At 52.2% G+C, this 22131-nt stretch carries 23 protein-coding genes and 2 tRNA genes; 1 reads left to right on the top strand and 24 read right to left on the bottom strand.

The genetic code is table 11. The annotated features are described in order from the left end of the window. Nucleotides 1-117 precede the first annotated feature (117 nt). From dnaB to rpsF, 15 genes are all read right to left on the bottom strand, one after another. A complete protein-coding gene (gene dnaB / locus G5B47_RS06085) occupies nt 118-1479 on the bottom strand; it encodes a replicative DNA helicase (RefSeq protein WP_165095661.1) in 1362 nt (453 codons plus the stop codon). Between the two features lies 1 nt (nt 1480). Next, a complete protein-coding gene (gene rplI, locus G5B47_RS06080; RefSeq protein ID WP_165095658.1) occupies nt 1481-1927 on the bottom strand; it encodes a 50S ribosomal protein L9 in 447 nt (148 codons plus the stop codon). Beyond that, nucleotides 1924-3930, bottom strand: a complete 2007-nt coding sequence (locus G5B47_RS06075; protein WP_165095655.1) for a DHH family phosphoesterase — start codon at nt 3928-3930, stop codon at nt 1924-1926. The genes rplI and G5B47_RS06075 overlap by 4 nt, the downstream gene beginning before the upstream one ends. Nucleotides 3931-3941: 11 nt before the next feature. Next, on the bottom strand, nt 3942-4859 hold the full coding sequence (locus G5B47_RS06070; RefSeq protein WP_165095653.1) for a DUF2232 domain-containing protein: 918 nt from the start codon (nt 4857-4859) through the stop codon (nt 3942-3944). A gap of 6 nt (nt 4860-4865) precedes the next feature. Beyond that, nucleotides 4866-5168: a MazG-like family protein gene (locus G5B47_RS06065; RefSeq protein WP_025337137.1), complete on the bottom strand. Its 303-nt coding sequence runs from the start codon at nt 5166-5168 to the stop codon at nt 4866-4868. A 178-nt stretch (nt 5169-5346) separates the two neighbouring features. Then, on the bottom strand, nt 5347-5772 hold the full coding sequence (locus tag G5B47_RS06060; protein ID WP_025337138.1) for a CBS domain-containing protein: 426 nt from the start codon (nt 5770-5772) through the stop codon (nt 5347-5349). A gap of 208 nt (nt 5773-5980) precedes the next feature. Beyond that, a complete protein-coding gene (locus tag G5B47_RS06055) occupies nt 5981-7012 on the bottom strand; it encodes an LCP family protein (protein WP_165095650.1) in 1032 nt (343 codons plus the stop codon). Nucleotides 7013-7277: 265 nt separating this feature from the next. Beyond that, nucleotides 7278-8219, bottom strand: a complete 942-nt coding sequence (locus G5B47_RS06050; RefSeq protein ID WP_165095647.1) for a D-alanyl-D-alanine carboxypeptidase family protein — start codon at nt 8217-8219, stop codon at nt 7278-7280. Nucleotides 8220-8294: 75 nt separating this feature from the next. Continuing rightward, complete coding sequence (locus G5B47_RS06045; protein WP_165095644.1) at nt 8295-9164, bottom strand: ABC transporter permease; 870 nt, start codon at nt 9162-9164, stop codon at nt 8295-8297. Then, nucleotides 9161-10144 (bottom strand): ABC transporter permease, encoded by a 984-nt coding sequence (locus G5B47_RS06040; RefSeq protein ID WP_165096614.1) that lies wholly within the window; start codon nt 10142-10144, stop codon nt 9161-9163. The genes G5B47_RS06045 and G5B47_RS06040 overlap by 4 nt, the downstream gene beginning before the upstream one ends. Before the next feature lie 16 nt (nt 10145-10160). Continuing rightward, the gene (opp4A, locus tag G5B47_RS06035) at nt 10161-11897 is read right to left on the bottom strand and encodes an oligopeptide ABC transporter substrate-binding protein (protein ID WP_165095641.1); all 1737 of its coding nucleotides are present in this window, start codon (nt 11895-11897) and stop codon (nt 10161-10163) included. Nucleotides 11898-12072: 175 nt separating this feature from the next. Continuing rightward, nucleotides 12073-14013 (bottom strand): endonuclease MutS2, encoded by a 1941-nt coding sequence (locus G5B47_RS06030; RefSeq protein ID WP_165095639.1) that lies wholly within the window; start codon nt 14011-14013, stop codon nt 12073-12075. Between the two features lie 565 nt (nt 14014-14578). After that, nucleotides 14579-14851, bottom strand: coding sequence for a 30S ribosomal protein S18 (gene rpsR, locus G5B47_RS06025; protein WP_165095636.1), 273 nt, complete (start codon nt 14849-14851; stop codon nt 14579-14581). 21 nt (nt 14852-14872) lie between these two features. Then, the gene (gene ssb / locus G5B47_RS06020) at nt 14873-15367 is read right to left on the bottom strand and encodes a single-stranded DNA-binding protein (protein ID WP_165095633.1); all 495 of its coding nucleotides are present in this window, start codon (nt 15365-15367) and stop codon (nt 14873-14875) included. A 49-nt stretch (nt 15368-15416) separates the two neighbouring features. Continuing rightward, complete coding sequence (rpsF, locus tag G5B47_RS06015; protein WP_165095631.1) at nt 15417-15701, bottom strand: 30S ribosomal protein S6; 285 nt, start codon at nt 15699-15701, stop codon at nt 15417-15419. A gap of 219 nt (nt 15702-15920) precedes the next feature. Here rpsF and G5B47_RS06010 point away from each other — a divergent pair, with 219 nt between their 5' ends. Further along, a complete protein-coding gene (locus tag G5B47_RS06010; protein WP_025337148.1) occupies nt 15921-16118 on the top strand; it encodes a YjzC family protein in 198 nt (65 codons plus the stop codon). A 517-nt stretch (nt 16119-16635) separates the two neighbouring features. Here the strand turns inward: G5B47_RS06010 and G5B47_RS06005 are convergent. The 9 genes from G5B47_RS06005 to G5B47_RS05965 form a co-directional block, all read right to left on the bottom strand. After that, a tRNA-Ser gene (locus G5B47_RS06005) sits at nt 16636-16726 on the bottom strand. A gap of 110 nt (nt 16727-16836) precedes the next feature. Further along, a complete protein-coding gene (locus G5B47_RS06000; RefSeq protein WP_165095628.1) occupies nt 16837-17517 on the bottom strand; it encodes an ABC transporter permease in 681 nt (226 codons plus the stop codon). Continuing rightward, a complete protein-coding gene (locus G5B47_RS05995; protein WP_165095626.1) occupies nt 17510-18430 on the bottom strand; it encodes an ABC transporter ATP-binding protein in 921 nt (306 codons plus the stop codon). The genes G5B47_RS06000 and G5B47_RS05995 overlap by 8 nt, the downstream gene beginning before the upstream one ends. A 135-nt stretch (nt 18431-18565) precedes the next feature. Beyond that, a complete protein-coding gene (locus G5B47_RS05990) occupies nt 18566-19501 on the bottom strand; it encodes a sensor histidine kinase (RefSeq protein ID WP_165095623.1) in 936 nt (311 codons plus the stop codon). Then, entirely contained in the window at nt 19501-20217 is a 717-nt protein-coding gene (locus tag G5B47_RS05985) for a response regulator transcription factor (protein WP_328804467.1), read from the bottom strand. The genes G5B47_RS05990 and G5B47_RS05985 overlap by 1 nt, the downstream gene beginning before the upstream one ends. A 189-nt stretch (nt 20218-20406) precedes the next feature. Beyond that, a tRNA-Ser gene (locus tag G5B47_RS05980) sits at nt 20407-20497 on the bottom strand. 43 nt (nt 20498-20540) lie between these two features. Further along, nucleotides 20541-20753, bottom strand: coding sequence for a DUF951 domain-containing protein (locus tag G5B47_RS05975; protein ID WP_165095617.1), 213 nt, complete (start codon nt 20751-20753; stop codon nt 20541-20543). Further along, the gene (locus G5B47_RS05970) at nt 20743-21786 is read right to left on the bottom strand and encodes a mechanosensitive ion channel family protein (protein WP_165096611.1); all 1044 of its coding nucleotides are present in this window, start codon (nt 21784-21786) and stop codon (nt 20743-20745) included. Before G5B47_RS05970 ends, G5B47_RS05975 begins: the two co-directional genes overlap by 11 nt. A gap of 64 nt (nt 21787-21850) precedes the next feature. Beyond that, nucleotides 21851-22108 carry a DUF3343 domain-containing protein gene (locus G5B47_RS05965; protein ID WP_165095614.1) on the bottom strand — a complete coding sequence of 86 codons (258 nt, stop codon included), beginning with the start codon at nt 22106-22108 and terminating at the stop codon, nt 21851-21853. Nucleotides 22109-22131 lie beyond the last annotated feature (23 nt).

Genomic DNA, 22131 nt, shown 5'->3' with positions numbered 1-22131 from the left:
CGGTTTAATCCGCTAAAGCACAATTATCAGTGTACCAGCGGTCTTTTTTAAAGTCAAACAAAAACGAACGATTGCACCAATAAATGTACAATCGTTCGGAAATTGTCATGATTATCCTTAGCCCGCGAACGGTTCGGCGTGAGCGCGCTCGTAGTTGACGAACTTGTTGAAATTTTTCAAAAAGACAAGCTCCACCGTGCCGACAGGACCGTTACGCTGTTTGGCGATAATAATCTCGATAATGTTCTTCTTCTCGGTTTCTTGATTGTAGTAATCGTCTCGGTACAGGAACGCGACGATGTCGGCGTCCTGCTCGATCGAGCCCGATTCCCGGAGGTCCGACATCATCGGCCGCTTGTCCTGACGCTGCTCGACGCCCCGGCTGAGCTGGGACAGCGCGATTACCGGAACATCCAGTTCCCGTGCAATCTGCTTCAGTGTCCGCGAAATTTCCGATACCTCCTGCTGGCGGTTCTCTCCGCCCTTGCCGCGGCCCTGGATGAGCTGGAGGTAGTCGATCACAATCATGCCCAGCCCTTTCTCCTTCTTCAGCCGCCGGCATTTGGCGCGGATATCGGCCACGGTTATGCCAGGCGTGTCGTCGATATAGATCTCCGATTCCGACAGCGACGCTATGCCCATCGTCAGCTTCGACCAGTCATCGTCGCTCTTGAAATCGCCGGTACGCATAATGTTCGCATCCAGATTCGCTTCGGCGCAGATCATCCGCTGCACCAGCTGGGCAGCCGACATTTCCAGACTGAAGATCGCGACCGTCTCCTTCGCGCGCACCGCCACGTTTTGGGCGATGTTCAGCGCAAAGGCCGTCTTGCCCACGGAAGGGCGGGCGGCAACGATAATCAGGTCATTGCGCTGAAAACCGTTCGTCATCCGGTCAAGATCGACAAAGCCCGACGGAATGCCGGACGTGCCGCCTTTGGTCTGGTGTAGCATCTCCACCCGATCGAACACTTCCATCAGCACATCACGGATGGCGATGAACCCGCTGCCGCTTCTGCGGTTGGAGATTTCGAGAATACGGCGTTCCGCGTCGCTCAGCATATCTGCGACATCCTCGCCGCCGGTGTAGCCTTCGCTTACAATCTGCGTCGCGGTCCGGATGAGCCTGCGCAGCATGGCCTTCTCTTCGATAATCTGCGCGTAGTAATCGACATTGGCCGCCGTAGGCACCGCATGTGCAAGCTTGGCCAAGTAGCTGACGCCGCCGATATCTTCAAGCTCTCCCTTATCCTGAAGCTTGGCCGTCAGCGTAACCAAATCAATCGGCTGGCTCTCTTCTCCGAGCTGTATCATCGCCTCAAATATCATTTGATGCGCCTTGTCGTAAAAGTCTTCGGTATTCACCCGCTCCATGGCGGCAATCAGCGCTTCGTCCTGCAGCAGGATCGCGCCAATGACCGCCTGCTCTGCTTCCAGATTCTGCGGGGGAACCCGATCGAAAAAGAGATCTCCGCCCATACTACTCCTCCGTTACCTGAACCTTCAGCACGGCCTTGACTTCCGTATGCAATTTCACCTGAACCTGCGTCGTTCCCAAGTGACGGATCGGTTCGTCCAGCTCAATTTTACGCTTGTCGATGGTGATGCCGTTCTGCTTCGTCAGCGCTTCGGCGATTTGCTTGCTTGTGATGGCCCCGAACAGCCGGCCGCCTTCGCCCGCCTTCGCTTTAAGCGTAAGCGACAGATCACTCAGCTTCTCTCCAAGCTTCTGCGCTTCCTCTTTCTCCTGCTCCTTGCGGCGCACTTCTGCAGCCGTCTGATTCTCGAGCGTCTTCATATTGCCTTCTGTAGCCGGACGGGCCATGCCCCGCGGCAGCAGGAAGTTTGTCGCGTAGCCTTCCGATACTTCTTTGATCTGCCCCTTCTTGCCCTGTCCTTTAACGTCTTTTATGAATATAACCTTCATTCGAACAGACCCTCTTTCGCTTCAATTTCCGCCAGCACCTCAAGCAGTCTGGCCTCTGCTTCCTTGCTTGTTCCTTCCAATTGGACGGCCGCGTTCGTCAAATGTCCGCCGCCGCCCAGCTTCTCCATAACGACCTGCACATTCATTCTTCCAAGCGAGCGGGCGCTGATCCCGATCAGCCCGTCCGGGCGCTCGCTAATGACAAAGGAAGCGAGCACATTCGTCATTCCCAGCAGCGTATCGGCCGTCTGGGCAATCAGCAGCTGCGGAATTTTCATCCCCGGCGCTGTTACCACCAGCGCAATATGGTCATACACCATCCGGGCATGCTTGATAATTTCCGCTTTCGAGATGTACTCCTGCAAATCCTCCTTCAGCATCCGCTGAATCAGAATCGTATCGGCGCCCAGCCGCCGCAGGAAACCTGCGGCCTCAAACGTCCGCGATCCCGTATGAAGGGCAAAATGCTTCGTGTCTACCGTTATACCGGCAAGCAGCATCGTCGCTTCCAGCGTGCTGAGCTTGACCTTCTCATGGATGTACTGGAGAAGCTCCGTCACCAGCTCGCAGGTGGAAGACGCATACGGCTCCAGATAGACGAGCACCGCCTCATTGATAAACTCCTCGCCCCGCCGGTGATGGTCAACGACGACAATCCGGCTGGCGTATTGAACAAGCCGTGGCTCCATCGTCATCGAAGCCTTGTGTGTGTCGACCACGATCAGCAGCGTATGCTCTGTCATCACCTGCAGCGCTTGCTCCGTACTGATGAACGAGCTGTACAACTCTTCATCCCTGCGAAGCTGCTCCAGCATGCGCGTAATGGACGGATTCGGCCCTTCGAGCACGATATCGGCATCTACGTTATACATCTGGGCCGCACGGAGCAGCCCGATGGAGGCTCCCACGGCGTCGATATCGGGGTTGCGATGCCCCATAATAATGACCCGGTCGCTCTCCTGAATCAGATCGCGGAGGGCATGCGCGATGACGCGCGCGCGCACGCGGGTTCGCTTCTCCGCCGCGTTGCTCTTGCCGCCGTAGAAGGAGAGCCGCTGGCCCGCCTTGACCGCGGCCTGATCGCCGCCTCGTCCGAGCGCCATATCCAGACTGGACTGGGCCAGGGCCCCGAGCTCGCTCGCAGACTCCGCGCCGAACGCTAGGCCGATGCTCAGCGTCATCGGCACCTTGAGATCGGCTGTCATTTCCCGCACCTCATCCAAAATAACGAAGCGGCTCTCTTCCAGCGCCTGCAGGCTGCGGTAATTCAGCAGCATCATATAGCGCTCCGAGGAAAGGCGGCGCAGGTATACCTCGAACTGCTTCGCCCATTCTGTTATTTCGCTCGTTACCTTGGCGATCAGCGATGTCCGCTGCTGATCGTCCATTCCCTGGGCGGCTTCGTCCAGGTTATCCATCAGCAGAATGCCAAGCGCGAGCTTCTCTTCCTCATACCGCTGCCGCAGATCAATTAGCTCGGTGATTTCATATAAGTACAGCAGCCGCTCGCTTGGAATAACAACCGCCTGATAGTAGCGTTCGTCAACGCTGATTTCCATGCGAACTTCCTTCTGAATCCCTTCCTTGCCCGCTTCCCGCTTGACCGGAGGCCCGCCGGCGGCCGTCTGTACGAGGTCCGGCAGCAATTCGGTCAGCGGCTCGCCCACCAGCGATTTTCTTGAAAAAATCTCCCCCGCATAGCGGTTGTTCCACTCCACCGACCGATCCTCGCCGTATAGAATAATGCCCAGCGGCAGCGTTCCGAGCGCTTCCCCCTCCACCCGCTTAATGCGGAAAGAGAGACCGTTGATGTATTCCACAAGATTCCGCCGGAACGAAAGCTCGGCTTTCAGCATGGTGAAACATAGCGTTCCGGCCAGAAACAGGCTGACAACACCAAGCGCCCAGTTATATATGCTGACAATGATAATAAGGACCAGCAGCAGCAAGAACGCCCAGACGGTGTGATAGCCGTGCCAGCGTCTTTGCAAAAATTTTGGCATGAGCTCTCACCCTATCGTTTCGATTTGGTGACCATTTCGCGCAGCGGCGCCACCAGGTCGATAATCCCGATAATCCACAGCGGCGGCACCATAATGGCCAATACCGCAAGTATAACCGGAATGGTTCTGTTCCAATTCCGCTCATGAGCGAGAAAGAAGAAGAACCCGATCGTCTGGATGATAAAGCATATCCGCAGCAGCGGCACTAGGTTGGCCGTAATCATGACCAGAAGGCTGTTATCCGACTTTAAAAAGAACAGCTGAATCACGGCGGCGATCAAATAGTACCAAATAAACGACTTGGGTATTCTCCAATCGCGGGCAGGTTTAAGCTTCGGTACGGCGTATCCCATACTGTTCAGAATCGGCCGGACGATAGAGTGAGTGATCACTGTAATCAGGAAAGAAGATACAATCAACGCCATAGGAATGACCTGAATGAATGCGCGACTGTTATTGCCGATGTCCTCAGGGCTTCCCCCAAGTATGCCGCCCATACCGAATTCCTGCATCGGGGACAGGGCCATCGTGCGCATCTCGTTCAGCACGTCATATACGTAATTATAGAGATCGAACTGGAACAAGGTTTTGCCCAAAAGGAGCAGCAGCAGAAATTCCCCGAGGAGCGTAATGGTGCCTGCAACAATCACCGTAGAAGCCGGAGCCTTTTTCTTGTACCATCGTCCCATAACGAGTGCGGGAACAATCAGGTAGGCGGCAATCCATATATACAGCGGGCTAATCAGCCCCAATATCAGCCATACGGGCACAATCGAAAGTATAAACTGCCTTGTATTCAGCGTGGTGAACAGCAGGACAGCCGGGATAATTACAAACAGTGTCGTGATAATGAGAAAAGGAGTTGACAGGGATAGCAGCAGGAGCAGATAAACCACACTCCAGACCGCGGATGTCCAGCGATATTTCAACAATGTTCACCTCTTACGCATATGTTCTTCTAACGCCGATATATCCTGATACCAATCTTCCAGCTGATGGCCTTCTTGCCGGTGCTTTCTCAGCTTCTCCTGAAGCACCTCATCCAGATCGCGGTACGATATGCCGAGCCTGCGACCCAGAATATAAGAGCTCATAATCAAGCTGGCCAAGCTGTCGCTTACCCTCCCGGTGCTGCCTTCCCATAATGCTTTGAACAATCGGGAAACCTGATCGATGACTTCGGTCTTCAGCCACTCGATGACCTTGGCCCTCTTGGCTACATCCAAATCCTTCGGCATGTTGGACACGTCTATCTACCTCCGGGAAAAAGCTTTATTCTCCATTATAGCACAAATGACTTTCCGCATCACGACACCCTCTTGGCCCGGACCTGGGGCAAAAAAAGCCCGCATCCCCCTATGTCGGAAATACAGGCTGCTTCCCTGCCGATAGCCTTGCTCGGAATTTGTTCGGCGCTTACAAGGATTCTAGCGATTTTCGGGATACGAACTTTTCACAATACTCAATAATTTGGCTCCGCCGGACAATGCCGATGAACTTGTTCATGTCGTCCACAACCGGCACAAAATTTTGTACTTTGACCAGATTAATCAGATCTTCCATGTCCGCATCGATGGATACCGGCTTGTTGTTCATCCGCAGCGGAACATCCTTCAGCAGAAATCTCGACGAATTTTCGAAGGTGACCTTTCCCTCCGATTCTTTCATGTACCAGAGCAGGTCTCCTTCCGTTACGGTACCGGCGTATTCGCCATTTTTGTTCAGGATCGGAACAGCTGTATACCGGTGGTATTCCATTCGTTCAAGCGTCTGACGCAGGGTGGAATCCAGCGTAACGCAAGCAACCTCCTGCTTCGGAAGCAGGAAAAACGCAATATTCATCTTCTAGGTCCTCCTCAAAGTCCCCAAGGAATAACGGCTTTCCCCTTGTCTCTCTCGGATGGGGTCCGCTTTAATTGATACGCAAAAGCCTTAACCGCAGTTCCAACAACAGTATACCATAGGAACAACAAGCAGCAGCCGGTAACTTTTCACCAGGGCTGCTGCTTGCGGGTGATTTATAAGAAAGTTGTTTGAATCGCAAAAGGCTCTATTGGGCGGCGGACGTCGCCTTCGCTTCCAGCGCGTCGCCCGCTTTTCCCGGCTCGATCAGCTGGTCTACCGGCGTTGCGGCATTCATCCAGTTGTCGATCATCGACTTCGCTTTATTCAGATCCTCATCATTTATTACATCATAATACACGCCGCCGATACGTGTGCCCTCGCCCATAACGGTGAAGCTGGAAATATCGGCTTCCTTGCCGCCCAGAAACTTCTTAGCCAAACCGGTAATCATGGCAGGCGGCATATCAGTCTTGAAATTTTCGCCCATAATGTTAAGCAGCTCTGTCACGTTGCCGATTTGGTTCAGGGACAGCATTTTGTTTGCGAGCACATCCAGGAAGACCTGCTGTCGCTTCGTGCGGTTAAAATCACTGTCTTCGCGGTAGCGCACATAGTTCAGCGATTCCTCGCCGTTATACAAAGGCTTTCCGCCCACAATCGTAAATTTCTCATGGTCCTTGCCTTTGTTCTGGATCGTCTTTTTGATCGGCAGCGGCAGGCCGCCCAAAGCATCGACGGTATCCTTCAGCCCCTGGAAGTTGATCGTAGCATAATATTGAATATCATGCCCCAGCAGCTCCTCCAGCGTATCCTTGGCCATTTGCTGGCCGCCGAAAGCGTAAGCGTGCGTAATCTTATCCTTCTTGTTGCCGTCATGGCCGATAATCTCCGTATACGTGTCGCGGGGAATGGAGATGAGCAGCACCTTGTAATCCTCGGGACGGACCACCGCATAAATCATCGTGTCCGAACGGGCCGTTTCCGTCTTGCGCTGGTCGGTGCCTAGCAGCATAACGGAGAAAGGATCGCTCTTATAAGAGATCGGCTCAGGCTTGACGGTCTTGTCTTCGCTTGCAAGCGGCTGATAGGACTTCTGCTGAAGCGTAGTCTCGACCTTGTCCGACAGGAACAAATCAAAAGCCAGAACCGTCAGCGGCTTGCGAAGCAAAACTCCTCCGGCTGCAATGATCAGAAGCAGGATAAGAGCAATATATCTTTTTTTCCACTTTTTTTTCATATCGATTCCTTCTTTTATTATAGAGTAGACGATAATCTCGATTGCTTTATTTGGAATGACCGGAGCGGTCATGGATTGGTTCTGCAGAGCAGAGACAAGCTCTATGCCGGCGCCCCTAGCTGGTCTTCCTCCTTTCGGCGCAGATTCTACCTAAATAAACAATAACACTATTGTAATCACTATGAAGGGAAAAAGAAACAACAAAAAACGACACATTTGGTTAAAAAAGCATTCCACCGCTCTCCAAAAGCGGCAGAATGCTTTCTTAGCCGAAGGCGCCGCCAAGGCGTCCCAGCAAGTATTTGAATCTTCGGACCGGCGGAAGCTCCATATAAAACGCGTAGTCGAACAGCTCGGCCGTCTCCTTGAATCGCTCCTCCTGGGAGTCCGCGCCCATTATGACGGCAATGACACGATGCCCTCCGCGCTGGGCCGTTCCCGCAAAGCTGTAACCCGTCCGTTCGTCGTATCCTGTCTTTAGTCCGTCCGTTCCCGTGTAAGCGTAAGCCCCGCCTATTCCCGGAAGCATCAGATTCGTATTGCTGACGTACAGCCCCTTGCTCTGCAGCTTCATTTGGGTCAGGCTGGAGGTCTCTAGCACCTCCGGATACGCAGTGATCAGCGCGGCCGCCAGCTTCCCGGCATCTACGGCTGTCATCCTTGTCTCGACGAGCTTGCCCTGCTGCCGTTCCGCCCTTGGCGGCGAAATCCCCGTTGCATTGGCAAAGACGGTCTCCCCCGAAAGTCCGAGCGCCTTGGCCTTTGCGTTCATTATAGAGACAAATGCGCTTTCCGAGCCTGCAATATGCTCAGCAAGCGCCACCGCCGCATCATTGGCCGAATAGACGGTAATTCCCTGATACAGCTCTTTTACCGTATATACTTCGCCGGCCTGCATATTCAGCGTCGTCCCTTCCGCCGTTCCGGCACGGGCGCTGACCGGTACCTTATCGCTCCAATGAAGCACCCCCGCAGCCAGGCGGTCGAGCACGATCATCTGCGTCATCATCTTCGACATGCCGGCCGGGCACAAGGCGGCTTCACCGTTGACATCCATCCAAAGCTTCCCGGTTTCAAGATCCATCAGAACCGCCGCTTTTGACCTGATATGCGGCTTCATGACGAGCGTTCCGTTCTCGATTGCTGCAAGCAGCACTATAATCGTCAAGGCGGCGGCTGCCGCCCCCAAAATGCTCCGTCGCTTCATATCGTCATCCTCCATACCTATAAGACGAACGAAGCTGCGTTTTGGCTTCATTTTCACAAAAAATTCCTAAAATGCTCAATATTTCTCTTGGACCAGGAATGCCTTCTTGATTCCCTCGCTAATCAAATGAATCGAAAGAATTACCCCGGTAATCAGCAGAGAAGCCGGAAGCCATAACCACCATCGGTCTCTGATGACCTCCGGAGAGAGAGCATCCGCCATCATATTCCCCCAGCTTGGCTGACCGGCCGGCACGCCGAACCCCAGGAAGCTTAGACTCGCTTCGACTCCGATCATGGCCGCGAACGTCCACATCAGATTCAAGATCAATAGTCCCGACAGACCCGGCAGCAGATGGCGCGTCAATATGCGCAGCGGCCCGGCTCCCAGTGAGCGCGCGGCCAGTATATATTCATATTCCTTAACGGCGAGCGTCTTGGCCCTGATGATCCGTGCAAATCCTCCCCAGCCCAGCAGCCCAGCCGTCCAGATCAGCGAGGGAATGCCGCCGTCCGGATAGATGCTCTTGACGACAATGACGATGATCAAAAAGGGAAAAGACAGCACGACATCGGCCGCACGCATCAGCAGCGAATCCGCCGTCCGACCGAAATAACCGGCCAGTACTCCTATCGCAGTCCCTGCACCGGCTGTCATAGCGGATACGCAAAGGCTTATCCATAGCGTCGTCCGGCCTCCGTATAACAGCCGGGACAGCACATCCCTGCCTCCATTGTCGGTGCCCAGCCAGTGCTCGGCGTTTGGAGGCCTATTCAGGTTCCGCAGGCTGATCTTCACCGGATCATAGTCCGTAAGCCAGGGAGCAAGGAGACAAAATGTAATTACCGCTGTAAGAAACAGCAGGGCAAAGGCGGCTGGACGACTTGCTGCAAATTGACGGACAGCGACATGGATCCGGGAAGCAGGCGCATGGTTTGGCTTCATTTTCTTCCTCCGTCGTAACCCGCGCGTATGCGGGGATCGAGCAGACCGTACAGCACGTCCGCCACGATATTCCCGGCAACAATCATGAACGCTGTCATCAGCGTTACTGCCATCATCACCGCATAATCCCGGCCCGCCACCGCAGCCGCAAACAGCGATCCGATCCCCGGATAGGAGAACAAATTCTCGATGACGACCGAGCCTCCGAGCAGGCCTCCAATATCCAATCCCAGGAAGGTAACGAGCGGAAGTAGCGAATTGCGCAGAATATGCCGGTTATAGACCGTGGATCGGGATATGCCTTTGGCCATGGCCGTGCGCACATAATTTTTGCCGCTGTTCTCGATGATTTCTCCCCGCAAAAATTGCGTATACGCCGCGGTATTGAACAGGCCGAGCACGGCCGCGGGAAGCAGGGCATGAACCGCCCGGTCTCCCAGCGATGACCATGCTCCCCCTGAAGCGGCAGCCGTAACCGAGCCGCCAAGGGGCACCCAGCCGAGCACAACCGCAAACAGATAAATCGCAAAGATCGCCGCAATGAAGGTCGGGACCGCATAGGTAATATAGCTGGCCGTCAGGATTAACCGGTCCCTCCATCCTCCCGGATTGCGTCCGGCAATCATTCCGAATACCATAGCGCTTCCATAAGTAATGAGAAGCGACAGCACGGTCAGCAGCAGCGTTGCGGGCAGGCGCTGGCCGATGAGTTCACTTACCGGCATTTTATACAGGAAGGATTGCCCTAAGTCCCCTGCAGCTGCCGCCTTTAACCAGCGCCAATACTGGATTGGCAGGGGGTCGCTGTATCCCAGCTTATCCCTCATTTCCGCGGCATAACCGGGATCTTTGTACCCCGGATTCAGGCCTCCGCCAAGACCGTCCCCCGGCATCTGCTTGGCCAGCGCGAACACGGCGACCGAAATTAGGAGCAGCAGCGGCACGGCGCCAAGCAGCCTGCGAAGCGCAAATTTGAGCAGCATGGCCTCGGCCTCCCTATTTGCCGTCTTTTACCCACCACTTATAGGGCTCGATGATGTTGCTGAGCGTACTGACCTTGACTCCCTGAAGCCGTTTGTTTACGGCTGTAATGGTCTCGCGTTCCGCAACAAATATCATCGGCACTTCTTCATTGATTAATTTCTGCCAGTCATAATACACCTGAGTGCGGTACTTCCGGTCATACGCTTTCAGACTTATCCCATCCCGGATGAGCCGTTCGTTCTCCGCCGAGGACCACCGGGGGTAGTTCCAGAGATCATTCTTTCTCCACAGTCCGGTAGGATCGGGATCATTGGACAATCCCCAGACACCGTTAAACAGCTCCACTGAAGGATCATCCTCTTCGACCGCCGTATAGAAGGTGTTCATCTCCTTGAGCGCTCCGCCGTTCAGCTTGACATCCAGGCCCACATCCCGCCAATTCTGCAAAATAGCCTCCGTTCGCGGTTCGTCATTGGTGCCGCCGACCATGCCGTCAAAATGAATCACGAACTTCGCTCCCTTAGGATCTTCGCGCAAGTCATCCCCGTCCGTGTCCTTATACCCCGCTTCATCCAGCAGCCGCTTGGCCTTTTCCGGGTCATACGGGTACCGGTTAATTTGATCCTCCGGAATTTTAGCCCAGCTTTTGCTTGAGATCGGCGTTTCCGACAGCTTACCGAGTCCGTAAGAGAAAGCGTCAATGATGCCTTGGCGGTCAAGGGCATAGTACATTGCCTGCCGCAGTCTTTTGTCCGAGAACTTGGGGTTATCCATGACAATCTGCCCGGTCTTACCGTCCCAATGCCCGAATTTAAAGCCGATATACTCAAAAGACAAATCGGGCGTCTGCATCAGCGTAATGTTATCGAGCTTTTTCAGGCTTTTATACGCATCCCGCGGCGCCTGCTCGATATCGATCCGCCCCTGCTCAAACAGGCTTGCAATCAGCTTGTCGTTGAATACTTTATACAGCACGCGGTCTAGGAGCGGCTTGCCCTTGTAATAATCGTCGAACCGCGTCAGCTCGACAAATTCCCCCGGCTGAATATGCTTCACTTTGAACGGGCCGATGCCGATGGGGGCTTTTCGCACCTGGTCACTGCTAGGCATATCCTTTACCGCAACTCCAGCAAAATAACTCTTATTCATCGGATACGCCCACAGATTATCAATCGTGTTCACACGGGCGGCCGTTACAGTAATCTTCATTGTATAGGGATCGATAACCTGGATGCCCGATATCTCCTTCGCTTTCCCGTTGTGATAATCCTCGGCCCCCTGAATCATTTCCACACTGTAATAGCGCGGGCCCGTATAGTCCGGGTTGGCAATGACCTCAAGCGCAAATTTCCAGTCCTCCACGGTCAATTCGGTGCCGTTCTGCCAGTGAATGCCCCGCTTGATTTTGAAAGTGAACGTCTTATGGTCGGGCGACTCCTCCCAGGTTGCGATCCCAGGGGCCGTGGTCAAATCGTCCTTGACTGTAAACAGCGGTTCGGTTATAAATTCCAGAACATGAAAATCATCTTCACCTTCATAAAAAGCCGGCTCAAATAATCCCTTGAACGGAGAAGGAAAGCCGTACGTTACCGTCCCGCCCGCTTTGGGGTCGCCTCCGGCATTGGTTGCCACAGAGGAAGGCTCTCTCCCGCCGCGATTGTCCGGAGCATCCGCTCCGCCGCAGCCCGACAGCAGCAGTGCAACGAAGAGCAGCGGCGCAAGTGCCCGGATTACCTTTCTGTTGTTCATAGGTCCCTTCCCTTCTCCTGGTTAAAATTAGCTGTGAACGCTTTCCCATCCAGTGGTCAATAAATAAACCATCGGTCAATTCAAACCAACTTTGAATATCGAATGCAATAAATATTGGATTCCACAAAATTTCAAACATCATACAATGCAATATTACTTGCGTCAATAGCTTTTATTACGACCCTTCCTCCTCATCCTTTTCCTTGATAATCATCAAGCCTTCCACATGCTTGCGCTCCATCAGGTGGCGCTTCTTCCGGTTCTCCTTCGTTTCAAGCACAATATCCAGATCATAATCTTCCGGGTACAGCTCCTCTTTGGATAAATACGGCTTCAGGCGTTTATGGTTAAACTGCATTTTATGCTTCTGCACCATGACGCCCACCATGCCTCTGGCATCCCGTTTCTCGTAGACGATTCCCGTCCTGCCCAGTGCAGTGACATAGACCGCGTCCCCGACTTCAAATACATGCGGCTGCTCCGGATGAACCTTCGCTTCTTTTTTCGCAGCGCTGCTGCCTGCTGTAGCCTTCTCTTCCTTTCTCCCTTCCATATCATACCACAGGCGCATCTCTTGTTCGGCAAGCGGTTTCCGGGGGTGGCTGGCGGCAATTTGCCGCGAGCGTTCGATGACCTTTGCATCCAGGCCAAGCTTCTCCGCAATCTGCAGCGCATAGCTGTGGCCCGCTTCTCCTATTGTCAGCTTATAGAGCGGACGCAGCGTCACCGGATCAAACTCCATTCGGGCATTTTGAAAATCCGGCGCTGCCGAGGCAAATACTTTTAATTCATTAAAATGCGTCGTGACGATAACATTTGCTCCTCTGCGGCTGAGCTCCTCCAAAATGGCGATCGACAGAGCGATTCCTTCGCCCGGGTCCGTACCCGCGGCCAGCTCGTCGATCAGCAGCAGCACATTGCGGCCTGCTGCCCGCAGCATATCATCCACACCCTTCATCTGGGCGGAAAAAGTGCTCAGCGACTGTGTCAGACTTTGCCCGTCCCCGATCACGCTCATCACCTCGGAAAATACCGGAAGCTGGCTCTCTTTATCCGCCGGAATCAGCAGACCCGATTGGGCCATCAGCGTGAGCAGGCCTACCGTCTTCAGCAGAACCGTCTTTCCGCCTGTATTCGGACCGGTGATCACAAGCGACTTATACTCCAGGCCGAATTCCACATCAATCGGAATCATGCCTTCAAGCAGCGGGTGCTTGCCTCCGAGAAGCCGCATATATCCCCGGTTGTTGAACGTTACCGCTTGCGCCCCTGTCTGGGCGGCATATTTGGCCTTGGCAAAAATAAAATCGTACACGCCCGTAATTTCAATATTCAGCTTCAGGGCTTCCTGCTCCCTTTCGATCAGTCCGGTCAGCATGCTTAAGATGATCCCCTCTTCCCGGGCCTCCTCGCTTGTTAGCATCTCCAGTTCTCCCTGCAAAGCGGCGACCTCCTCCGGCTCCACATACACCGTCTGACCGCTGGTGGACTGATCGAGCACCGAACCCTTGACCTGCTTATGGTACTCGCGCTTGACCGGAATTACATATCGACCTCCCCGCATGCTGTACAGACTCTCCTGCAAAATGGACTGATGCCGCGACATGACACTCTCGATTTTCTTCAGCAGCCGCTCCTTCGTTACTCTCAGACGTTTGCGCACCTTCTCCAGTCCCTTGCTTGCTCCGTCGTCAATGACGCCGAACCGGATGCAGCGCTCGATCTCCTCTTTCACCGTCTTCAGCTCCATCAGCGAGGCGGCATACGCTCCGATTCTTAGCGACGCATCTTTGGAAGCCATATACTTGCGCAGCTGGGAGCAGCTGTTCAGGAATACGCTCACCGCGGTAAAATCCTGCTCATTGAACAGATATCCCGTCCCGAGCAGCGACATCACCCATTCAATCCCCTCTAATGAAGGTATCGGCACACTCGATCCTCTCATTAATAGTTCCTTGGCCTCCGCCGTCTCTTGCACCGCTCTCTGCACAGCCGTAGGTTCAGTCATCGGGGCAAGCTCCCGAATGAGCGACCTTCCGGCATAGGAGACGGCATAACGTTCCACTTCTTTCTTAATCCGATTGTATTCGAGCGTTTCCCGGCTTAGTAAATGCATGTTCTTTCCTCCTCATTGGTCGTCGTTTATCGTCCTACCGTTCCCCCGCAACGCAAAAAAGGGCAAAGAATGCCACAGCGCATTCCTTGCCCTAATCTTTACACTGGTCCCTGTCTCCGGGAGCCTTATCGGCTCTTTTTGTGGAATAAACAAAAAAACCGCGCTGCAAGAGCACGGTTCGTTTGCGTTGACGGGATAACAGCCGTAAAGAGGCGATGTTGACGCGTCGCGTGTTCTTAACTAAATCATTCACCCCAGGCACAGCTTCGCCCTGTCAAAAGATAATGCTAACTTACGCTTACGCAGCACACCTAAATAAGCATGCGCTTAAAGCAAGCAAAAGAGCAGCGGTCTGCCAGACCTGAAAGGTGATATGAAATTGCTTAGTTAAGAACGCTCACCGACATCAAAATTTCCCCTTCGTTGTAGGATGGTTTAAACTTACTATATTTTTCCGGCTTCGTCAATCCGCGAACGGCTCCATTCAGAACCAACTCATTCACCGCTGAAAAAGAGATCGTAATTAAAAAGACAGCCGGATGACCGGCTGTCTTTAAAGCTTGTCTTACTCCGTAGTGTAAGGCAGCAGTGCGATTTGACGCGCGCGTTTGACAGCGATCGTCAGAGCGCGTTGGTATTTTGCGCTCGTACCCGTTACACGGCGAGGCAAAATTTTACCGCGCTCACTGATGAATTTCTTCAGCAGTTCGGTATCTTTATAATCAATGTGAGTAATTTTATTCACAGTGAAGAAGCATACTTTACGACGTTTGTTGCGGCCGCCACGGCGTGGAGGTCTCTTGTCGTTGTCTCCGCCTTCTCTTTGTTTAAAAGCCATCGTCTTTTCAGTCCTTCCTTATTAAAATGGCAAATCATCATCCGATATATCAATCGGCTTACCGTCGCCCGAAAAGGGATCCTGATTATTGTTGCGCGAGAAACCGCTATTTCCGCTGTTTCCGCGTCCGCCGCCGCCGTATGAAGGTGGCTCGGGCATATCCCCCCCGCCGGATGCGTTTCCGCCCTCACGGCTCTGGGAAGATTCCAGAAACCGGACATTATCGGCAATAACTTCGGTTACGTATACACGCTTGCCTTCGTTATTCTCGTAATTCCGGACTTGAATACGGCCCTCTACCGCCGTCAGCCGACCTTTGCGCAAATAATTGGCACAGGTCTCCGCCAGCTGTCTCCAGGTAACGACCGGAATGAAATCCGCTTCACGTTCGCCGCCCTGGCTTGTAAAAGGCCGGTCTACGGCAAGCGTAAACTGGGTTACGGCAACGCCTTGAGGCGTATAGCGCAGCTCAGGATCGCGGGTCAATCGGCCGATCAGTATGACACGGTTCAACATTTGGGTCCCCTCCTTGGAGCGATTTCCTTACCAAGCGAACGCCGTGCTCTTAGGCAACATCGTTCGTGATGAGATAACGAATAACTTCGTCGGAAATCTTCATGATACGTTCCAGCTCGGTAACGACTGCAGGCTCTGCATTGAAGTTAACCAGAACATAAACGCCATCACGGAATTTCTTGATCTCATACGCAAGACGTTTCTTACCCTGCACATCGTGCTTCGTAATTTCTCCGCCGTTGGAGATGATGCCTTGGAATTTTTCGACTGCTGCTTGAACAGCTTCTTGTTCAACGTCAGGACGAATAATGTACATCACTTCGTATTTGCGCATAACTTTCACCTCCTTATGGTCTAAGGCCCCTGATCAGGTCAGGAGCAAGGATCGAGCACAAACTCGAACTATAATAATATACCAAATTTGAATACACGTTGCAACCTTTCTTCCCTTATATTCTGTCTGATTATGGACTTTCCTTCGGTACATGAAGCCGCAGCGCTGTGCGCACAATAGGACGGTAATCCATTTTTAAGGCCGAAAGGAGGGAACAGCATGGGTGAGCAGACCGAATTTGAAGAAGGCCAAAAGGCACCAAATCCCGGAATTTATACGGAGGTAGGCGAGGCGCGAAGCTTTCATACGGAGATTCAGAACCCGAAGTCGATTAAAATGAAGAAAGGCGACACTTTCCCGGAGACGACCAACAAAAACCGCAAGTGGAAAAAGGTCGAGAAAGCGCGCGTGCATTAATTTTTTTAACAATAATGTATAATTCGAGTTGCCCTGACCCATAATATAATCAGGCAGCACAAGAGAGAGGTGTGGTTCCGTTGGACAATGTAGTCGAACACAATCACAGGAACTCTGTTTCAGCCACTATTGTTGGCAAAGGATCACGCTGAGAGCCAAGTCGTAAAAGACAACAGCCTTGGTAGTCCTGACTCGCTTTAGGAGCTTTTTACAGAAGATTTCCAAAATCATTCAAGTGCTGCCTCTGGAAGGGCCCGAAAGGGTCCTTCTTTGTTATAATATCAGAAAGTATAAACTTCCAAGACCAGACTTCCTGATATTGAAAGAAAAACAACCGCTAAAGAGGGATGCGGCAACATCTTCGATAGGCTCCGATAGGAGTTTTTCTTATGGGCCAAAAGGAACGTCAGCGAAATAGCTATGCCCTTCTGTCCGTCAAAAACCACAACCTGTTATGGTGCGCAAAAAATCCTCCGCCAGGTGGACGAAGGATTGTCGTTAGCTGTTATTAAGGTAGTGGCGGAGAAGGTGGGATTCGAACCCACGCACGCTTTGACACGCCTAGCTGATTTCGAGTCAGCCCCCTTGGGCCTCTTGGGTACCTCTCCACTGCACATTAAATACACTTCCATTATCATAACATAAATGAATCCCTTCCGGCAAGCCTGCTGTTGAAAAAGCATCCCACCAGCCTTCGGCGGCTTCATGCTTCCTGCCTTCAGTCAATATCGTCCCGTTCCACCCTGCGGATGGATTGGTACGCGATTGCTATTCCCAGCAGTCCGAGGGATACCGATACGAACGAATAATTTCCCAGCCGGAAGCCGCCGAAGTCGGAAGAGATGATCGCTGAAACCAGCACTCCGCTCACGATCGTTGCCGGGACCGATTTTTTGCGCATACCTACAAATAAAGGGATCAAGGCTATACCCGCCGCATATACGGCGCTGGTTGCAGTATGGAGCACCATCGAGATCAGCAAGCTTCTGGTAATTTCGCCGGGAATTTCGTTGACGAAGCCGTTTATACCGACCAGGATGGCACCCAGTGCGGCGACCGATACAATTATATTAATCAGCGTGAACAGGAACACGATCATTAATTTCGCATACATCAGATTCATTCGCGAAATGGGATACGTAAATAGCAGCTTAATGGTTTGATTCTTATATTCGTCAATCACCAACCGGCCAAGCAAGACGGAAGCATAGACGATGAATGAAGACCTTACAAAGAGATTTAACGCCTCAAACACTTCGGGATAGGTTATAAATTCAGTCTGGTCAAAGAACACAAGCAAAATCATGAAGGCCAGAATGGCCAGGTTGGTAATGAGCACGCCTTTCAGTAGCCCAGCCAGCTTATATTTGCGCATTTCCAGCGAAATCAGCTTAAGCAATGCCCTTCCCCCCAATCAAGCTCATGAAATGATCTTCCAGCGTCGTTTTGCTCTTACTAATACTCTCTACCTCTACGTTCTCCATAATCAGCGCCTTATTCAGTTCATGCTGCGAAACGCCCTCATCATATATCCGGATGGTACAGAAATCCATCAGCTTGAAATTGGTCAGGCGCAGTTTCTCTTCCAGCACATAAACCGCTTGGCGGACTGAGCTTGTCACAAGCTCAATGTATTCCGCATTCTGTCTGCGGATCGTTTCCATTGCGACCTCTTCCAGCAGGATACCTTCACGAATGACGCCGATTGTATCGGCGATCTGTTCAATTTCCCCGAGGATATGACTGGAAATGAGCAGTGTCATTCCGTACTCGCGGCTGAGCATTTGAAACAATTCGCGAAGTTCCTTAATGCCAACGGGGTCCAATCCGTTAATCGGCTCATCCAGAATCAGCAGTTCGGGCTTGGTCATCACGGCTCTGGCAATCCCCAGACGCTGCTTCATGCCGAGAGAGAACTCTTTTACCGGCTTCTTGTCGACCCCAGTGAGCTTCACCAGATCCATCACATCGTTAATCGCCTGCCGGTTGTAGAAACCCATATATTCTCCGTGCAGCAGCAGATTTTCCCGCGCGGTCAGCTTTTCGTAGAATACCGGGTATTCAATAATGCTGCCCATTCGTTTCAGCATCTCGTAAGAGCGGCTGGTCATCTTTTCACCGAAGAACTCAATTTCGCCTTCCGTCGGCTTCACCAGATTCGTAATCATCTTCATCACGGTAGTTTTGCCCGCCCCGTTCGGTCCCAGAAAGCCGTAGATTTCACCTTGCTTAATGTTCATGTTTACGCTGCTTACGCTCTTGTTTCCTTTGTACACTTTGGTTAAGTTCCGTGTCCGCAGAATGGTCGACATTCCCGCTGCCTCCTTATCATCAGTTCCTGGTATTTATTGTACCGGGGAGAATATTCTTTTTTATTAACGGATTCTTACAAAAATCTTAATACGAAGGCATTGCGAGCGACATTTCCGGACACCCATCCGCCGGTTTCAAAAGTTTATTCTGGGAAAAGCCGCCGTAAAAGCTGTTCTTACAAAAGGCTGGCTAACCAGCGTAATCTTGCCGTTCATCTGCTCCGTCAACCGTTTCGTGATCGTCAGCCCAAGGCCGCTTCCCTGGTACACCCGGTTCCTTGAATCCTCAAGCGTGTACAGACGCTCGAACACTTTATCCTGATGATCCGCAGAGATTCCCTTCCCCCGGTCCCAGACTTCAATGTATACGGTATTCTTATCTTTATACAGCTTTAACCCCAGTACCCCTCCGCCAGCCCCGTATGTGATTGCATTGGACAGCAGATTAGACATAATCCGGTCCAGAGCCTCCTCATTTCCCCTTATGTAACAGGGCTCATCGGGGATTTCGATGACGACTTCCGTTCCCTTGGCGCTCAACGTATCATAGAAAGCCAAAATATTTCTCCGGCACACCTCCCCAGCCTCCACCCGTGACAGCGGAAGCTCCCGGTCTCCGGACTCCAGCTTGGCTAAATCAAAAAAGGTGTTCATCAGCGTGATCACCTCTTCAGCCTTCCGGTGTATCGTCTTCAAAAGCCGCTCCCGTTCTTCCGCATTCATATCCCGGTCCTGCAGCAGCGTTTCGATGTACCCGAGAACGACGGTCAGCGGGGTCTTCAGATCGTGCGAAACATTCGCCAGCATCTGGCGCATGGATTTCTCCAGTTTATTTCTCCGGGCAATGCCCTCATGGTTGGTATCCAGCAGCCGGTTCATATCGGTAAGCAGCATCCTCAGCTCAGGAGAGCTGCTGAATAACAGAAGCCGTTCCCGGGAATTCCGTGAAAGGATGTCGTTTAGCTTCTCATGAATATATTTTAGCTGGAGAGAATCACGGCGAGACCTCCGGTACTGCATGGCAAGACACAATAGAAGCAGACCGATCACAGCTCCCAGCACGGCGGTCATTATACGGATTCTCCAAGCTTATACCCGATGCCCCAAAGTGTTTTGATAAACTCGGGATGGGAGGGGTCGTCCTCAATCTTTTCCCGCAGTCTTCTCATATGTACGTTAATCACGTTTTCATCGCCGTAATATTCTTCTTCCCATACCATTCCGTAAATCTGAGCTTTGGTGAACACCCGGCCCGGATGGGTCATAAACAGCTTCAGGATATGAAATTCCTTGGCCGTCAGCTTCACCTCTCCCCCATTCTTCAGCACCGAAAAGTTATTCAAATCAACAGTCAGTCCGCCCAGAGTTACGCTTGCTTTCTTATCAGGAGTTTCCCCGGATGGGCTGCGGCCCGTGGCATACTCAGCCCGGCGGATGGCCGCCTTCACCCGCGCCGCAAGCTCGATCATGGAGAACGGCTTGCTGATATAGTCATCCGCTCCAAAGCCGAGTCCAAGAGCTTTGTCGACATCCGTATCCTTCGCGGACACAATCAGCACAGGCACCAGACTGGATTTGCGAATGCACTGAAGAATGTCCATGCCGCTGCGCTGCGGAAGCATCTGGTCAAGCAGTACAAGGTCAAACGGTCCTTTATGGCGAAAAGCCTGTTCCGCCGCCTCCCCATCAAAGGCGCTTTCCACTTGGTAGCCCTCTTTCACCAAATACGAGCGGACCATCTCGCTGATGGCTTCATCATCTTCTACCAATAATATGTGATGCTGCAACTGCATTCCCTCCCATAATACATTGTCCCGGCCCCTCATCCGGTGTCAGGCACGTTCCTTTTCCTATTTTCAAGCTACCAAAATTACTCAGATAAGGAAACTCCAAAATTCACAAATAATCAATACAAAAAAACCTCCCGCCTATTCAGGCAGAAGGTTCGTTTCATTCGTTATCGTTATGTGCTTTGGTGGCGGAGAGGGTGGGATTCGAACCCACGCACGCTTTGACACGCCTAGCTGATTTCGAGTCAGCCCCCTTGGGCCTCTTGGGTACCTCTCCGCAGCAAGATTTATTGTATCATGCTAATAGGAGAATGGCAAGTTCAATTATTTTCCACTGTGCTGTCCGCGGAACGAATCACTTTTTTTAAATTTTTCTCAAATTTGGCCCGGGGAATCAGTACACTATGCTGGCAGCCCGTACACTTGATTCGGATATCCATCCCCATGCGGATGATTTCCATTTCATTCGTTCCGCATGGATGGGGCTTTTTCATCTGCACGATATCTCCCAGCTGAAAGCTTTTACGTTCCATCTGGCTCCTCCCCTTCTTCTTTAACCTTTCCCGCCGCCTGCTCCCGGATGCCCGTTGCCGCCGTCCGGCGCGCTTCCTGCTGTTCCGGCTTTCGCAAAGACGCTTCCTTGTCCGCTAACGCTTCTGCCTCAGCTTCTGCCTCTACTTCCGCCTGTGCTTTGCCTTCAGCCTCAGCTTTTTCTTTTGCAGCCCGTTCGGCTTCCCTTAGTTCCAGCTGCTCCAGCGCTTTTTTAATGTCGCTCTGAATTTGGCGCTGCGCAGCTTCCCTCATATTAGGCAACGTATGGGCTGTTACCCTGACGACATACTCGGAGGTGGTCATCGATTGAATCCCCAGAACATTCGGAAAAGCCACGACATTCTGATTGCGTTCCTCGATCCCCTGAAGCGCCTGACGGATAAGGCCCAGCGTTTCTTCCAGGCTCCGCTCAATTTTTACCGGAACATCGACTATCGCCAAAGCGTTAGCCATCGAGAAATTCGTCACATTCGCTATGGTTCCGTTTGGAATAATGTATATTTCACCGCTGCTTCCAAGGATCTTAGTCGTTCGAAGCCCGATGACTTCCACAGTGCCCTTGAATCCGCCGGTCGAAATGACATCGCCTACCGCAAATTGATCCTCCAGAATAATGAAAAAGCCGGTAATCACATCTTTAACCAAGCTTTGCGCCCCAAAACCGATAGCGAGACCGAGCACACTCGCGCTTGCCAGCAGTGGACCCAGCTCAAAATGAAACTCTGATAAAATAATCAGAATCATAATAAAATTGCAAACAATAGTTACTGTGTTCTTCAGCAATTCGCCGACAGTTGAGAGGCGACGCGTGTTCGCGAGCAGCCCCCTACTCGTCTTTCGTTCCAATGACCGGTCGATGATCCGGTACACCACACTTATGATAATGCGCGTCAAGATGAATATAAAAATAATACGCAGCCCCGAAAACAAAACATTGGCCCACATATCGGCATCCGTTAACCAGTTCCATACTTTATCTTTGAATTGAACCGCCTGATCCACCGCTTGCCCCATAGTCTCTATCGGGGTGTCGCCATTCAGCAGCCATCCCGCCCGATGACTCATAGATTCCTCCTCCTCACGTCGTAATCAATTGATAAGAGCCGGTTTGTTCATCTTTGCCGTAAATGCCGCGAATTTCGATATTTTGCTCATCAATGATCTTATCCACCTCTTCCAGCGCACTGCGAAAAAACTGAATCGACATGGCGCAGCCCGCTGTAATCTCTTTTGGCGTTGGGCATATATCAATTTCGATTTCTGCGTACTCCAGCAGCATCTCGGCGCGAAGCGCCTGCTGCGTCGAGTCAAACGCGATCAGCAGCTCCTCGTTCATAGGTCACTCTCCTCTTAGGCTTC

The sequence above is a fragment of the Paenibacillus apii genome, from assembly GCF_011043685.1.
In the GTDB taxonomy this organism is placed as follows: Bacteria; Bacillota; Bacilli; order Paenibacillales; family Paenibacillaceae; genus Paenibacillus_AQ; species Paenibacillus_AQ sabinae.
Note: the sequence above shows the minus strand (reverse complement) of the source record. Positions and strands in the feature narration are given on the sequence as shown.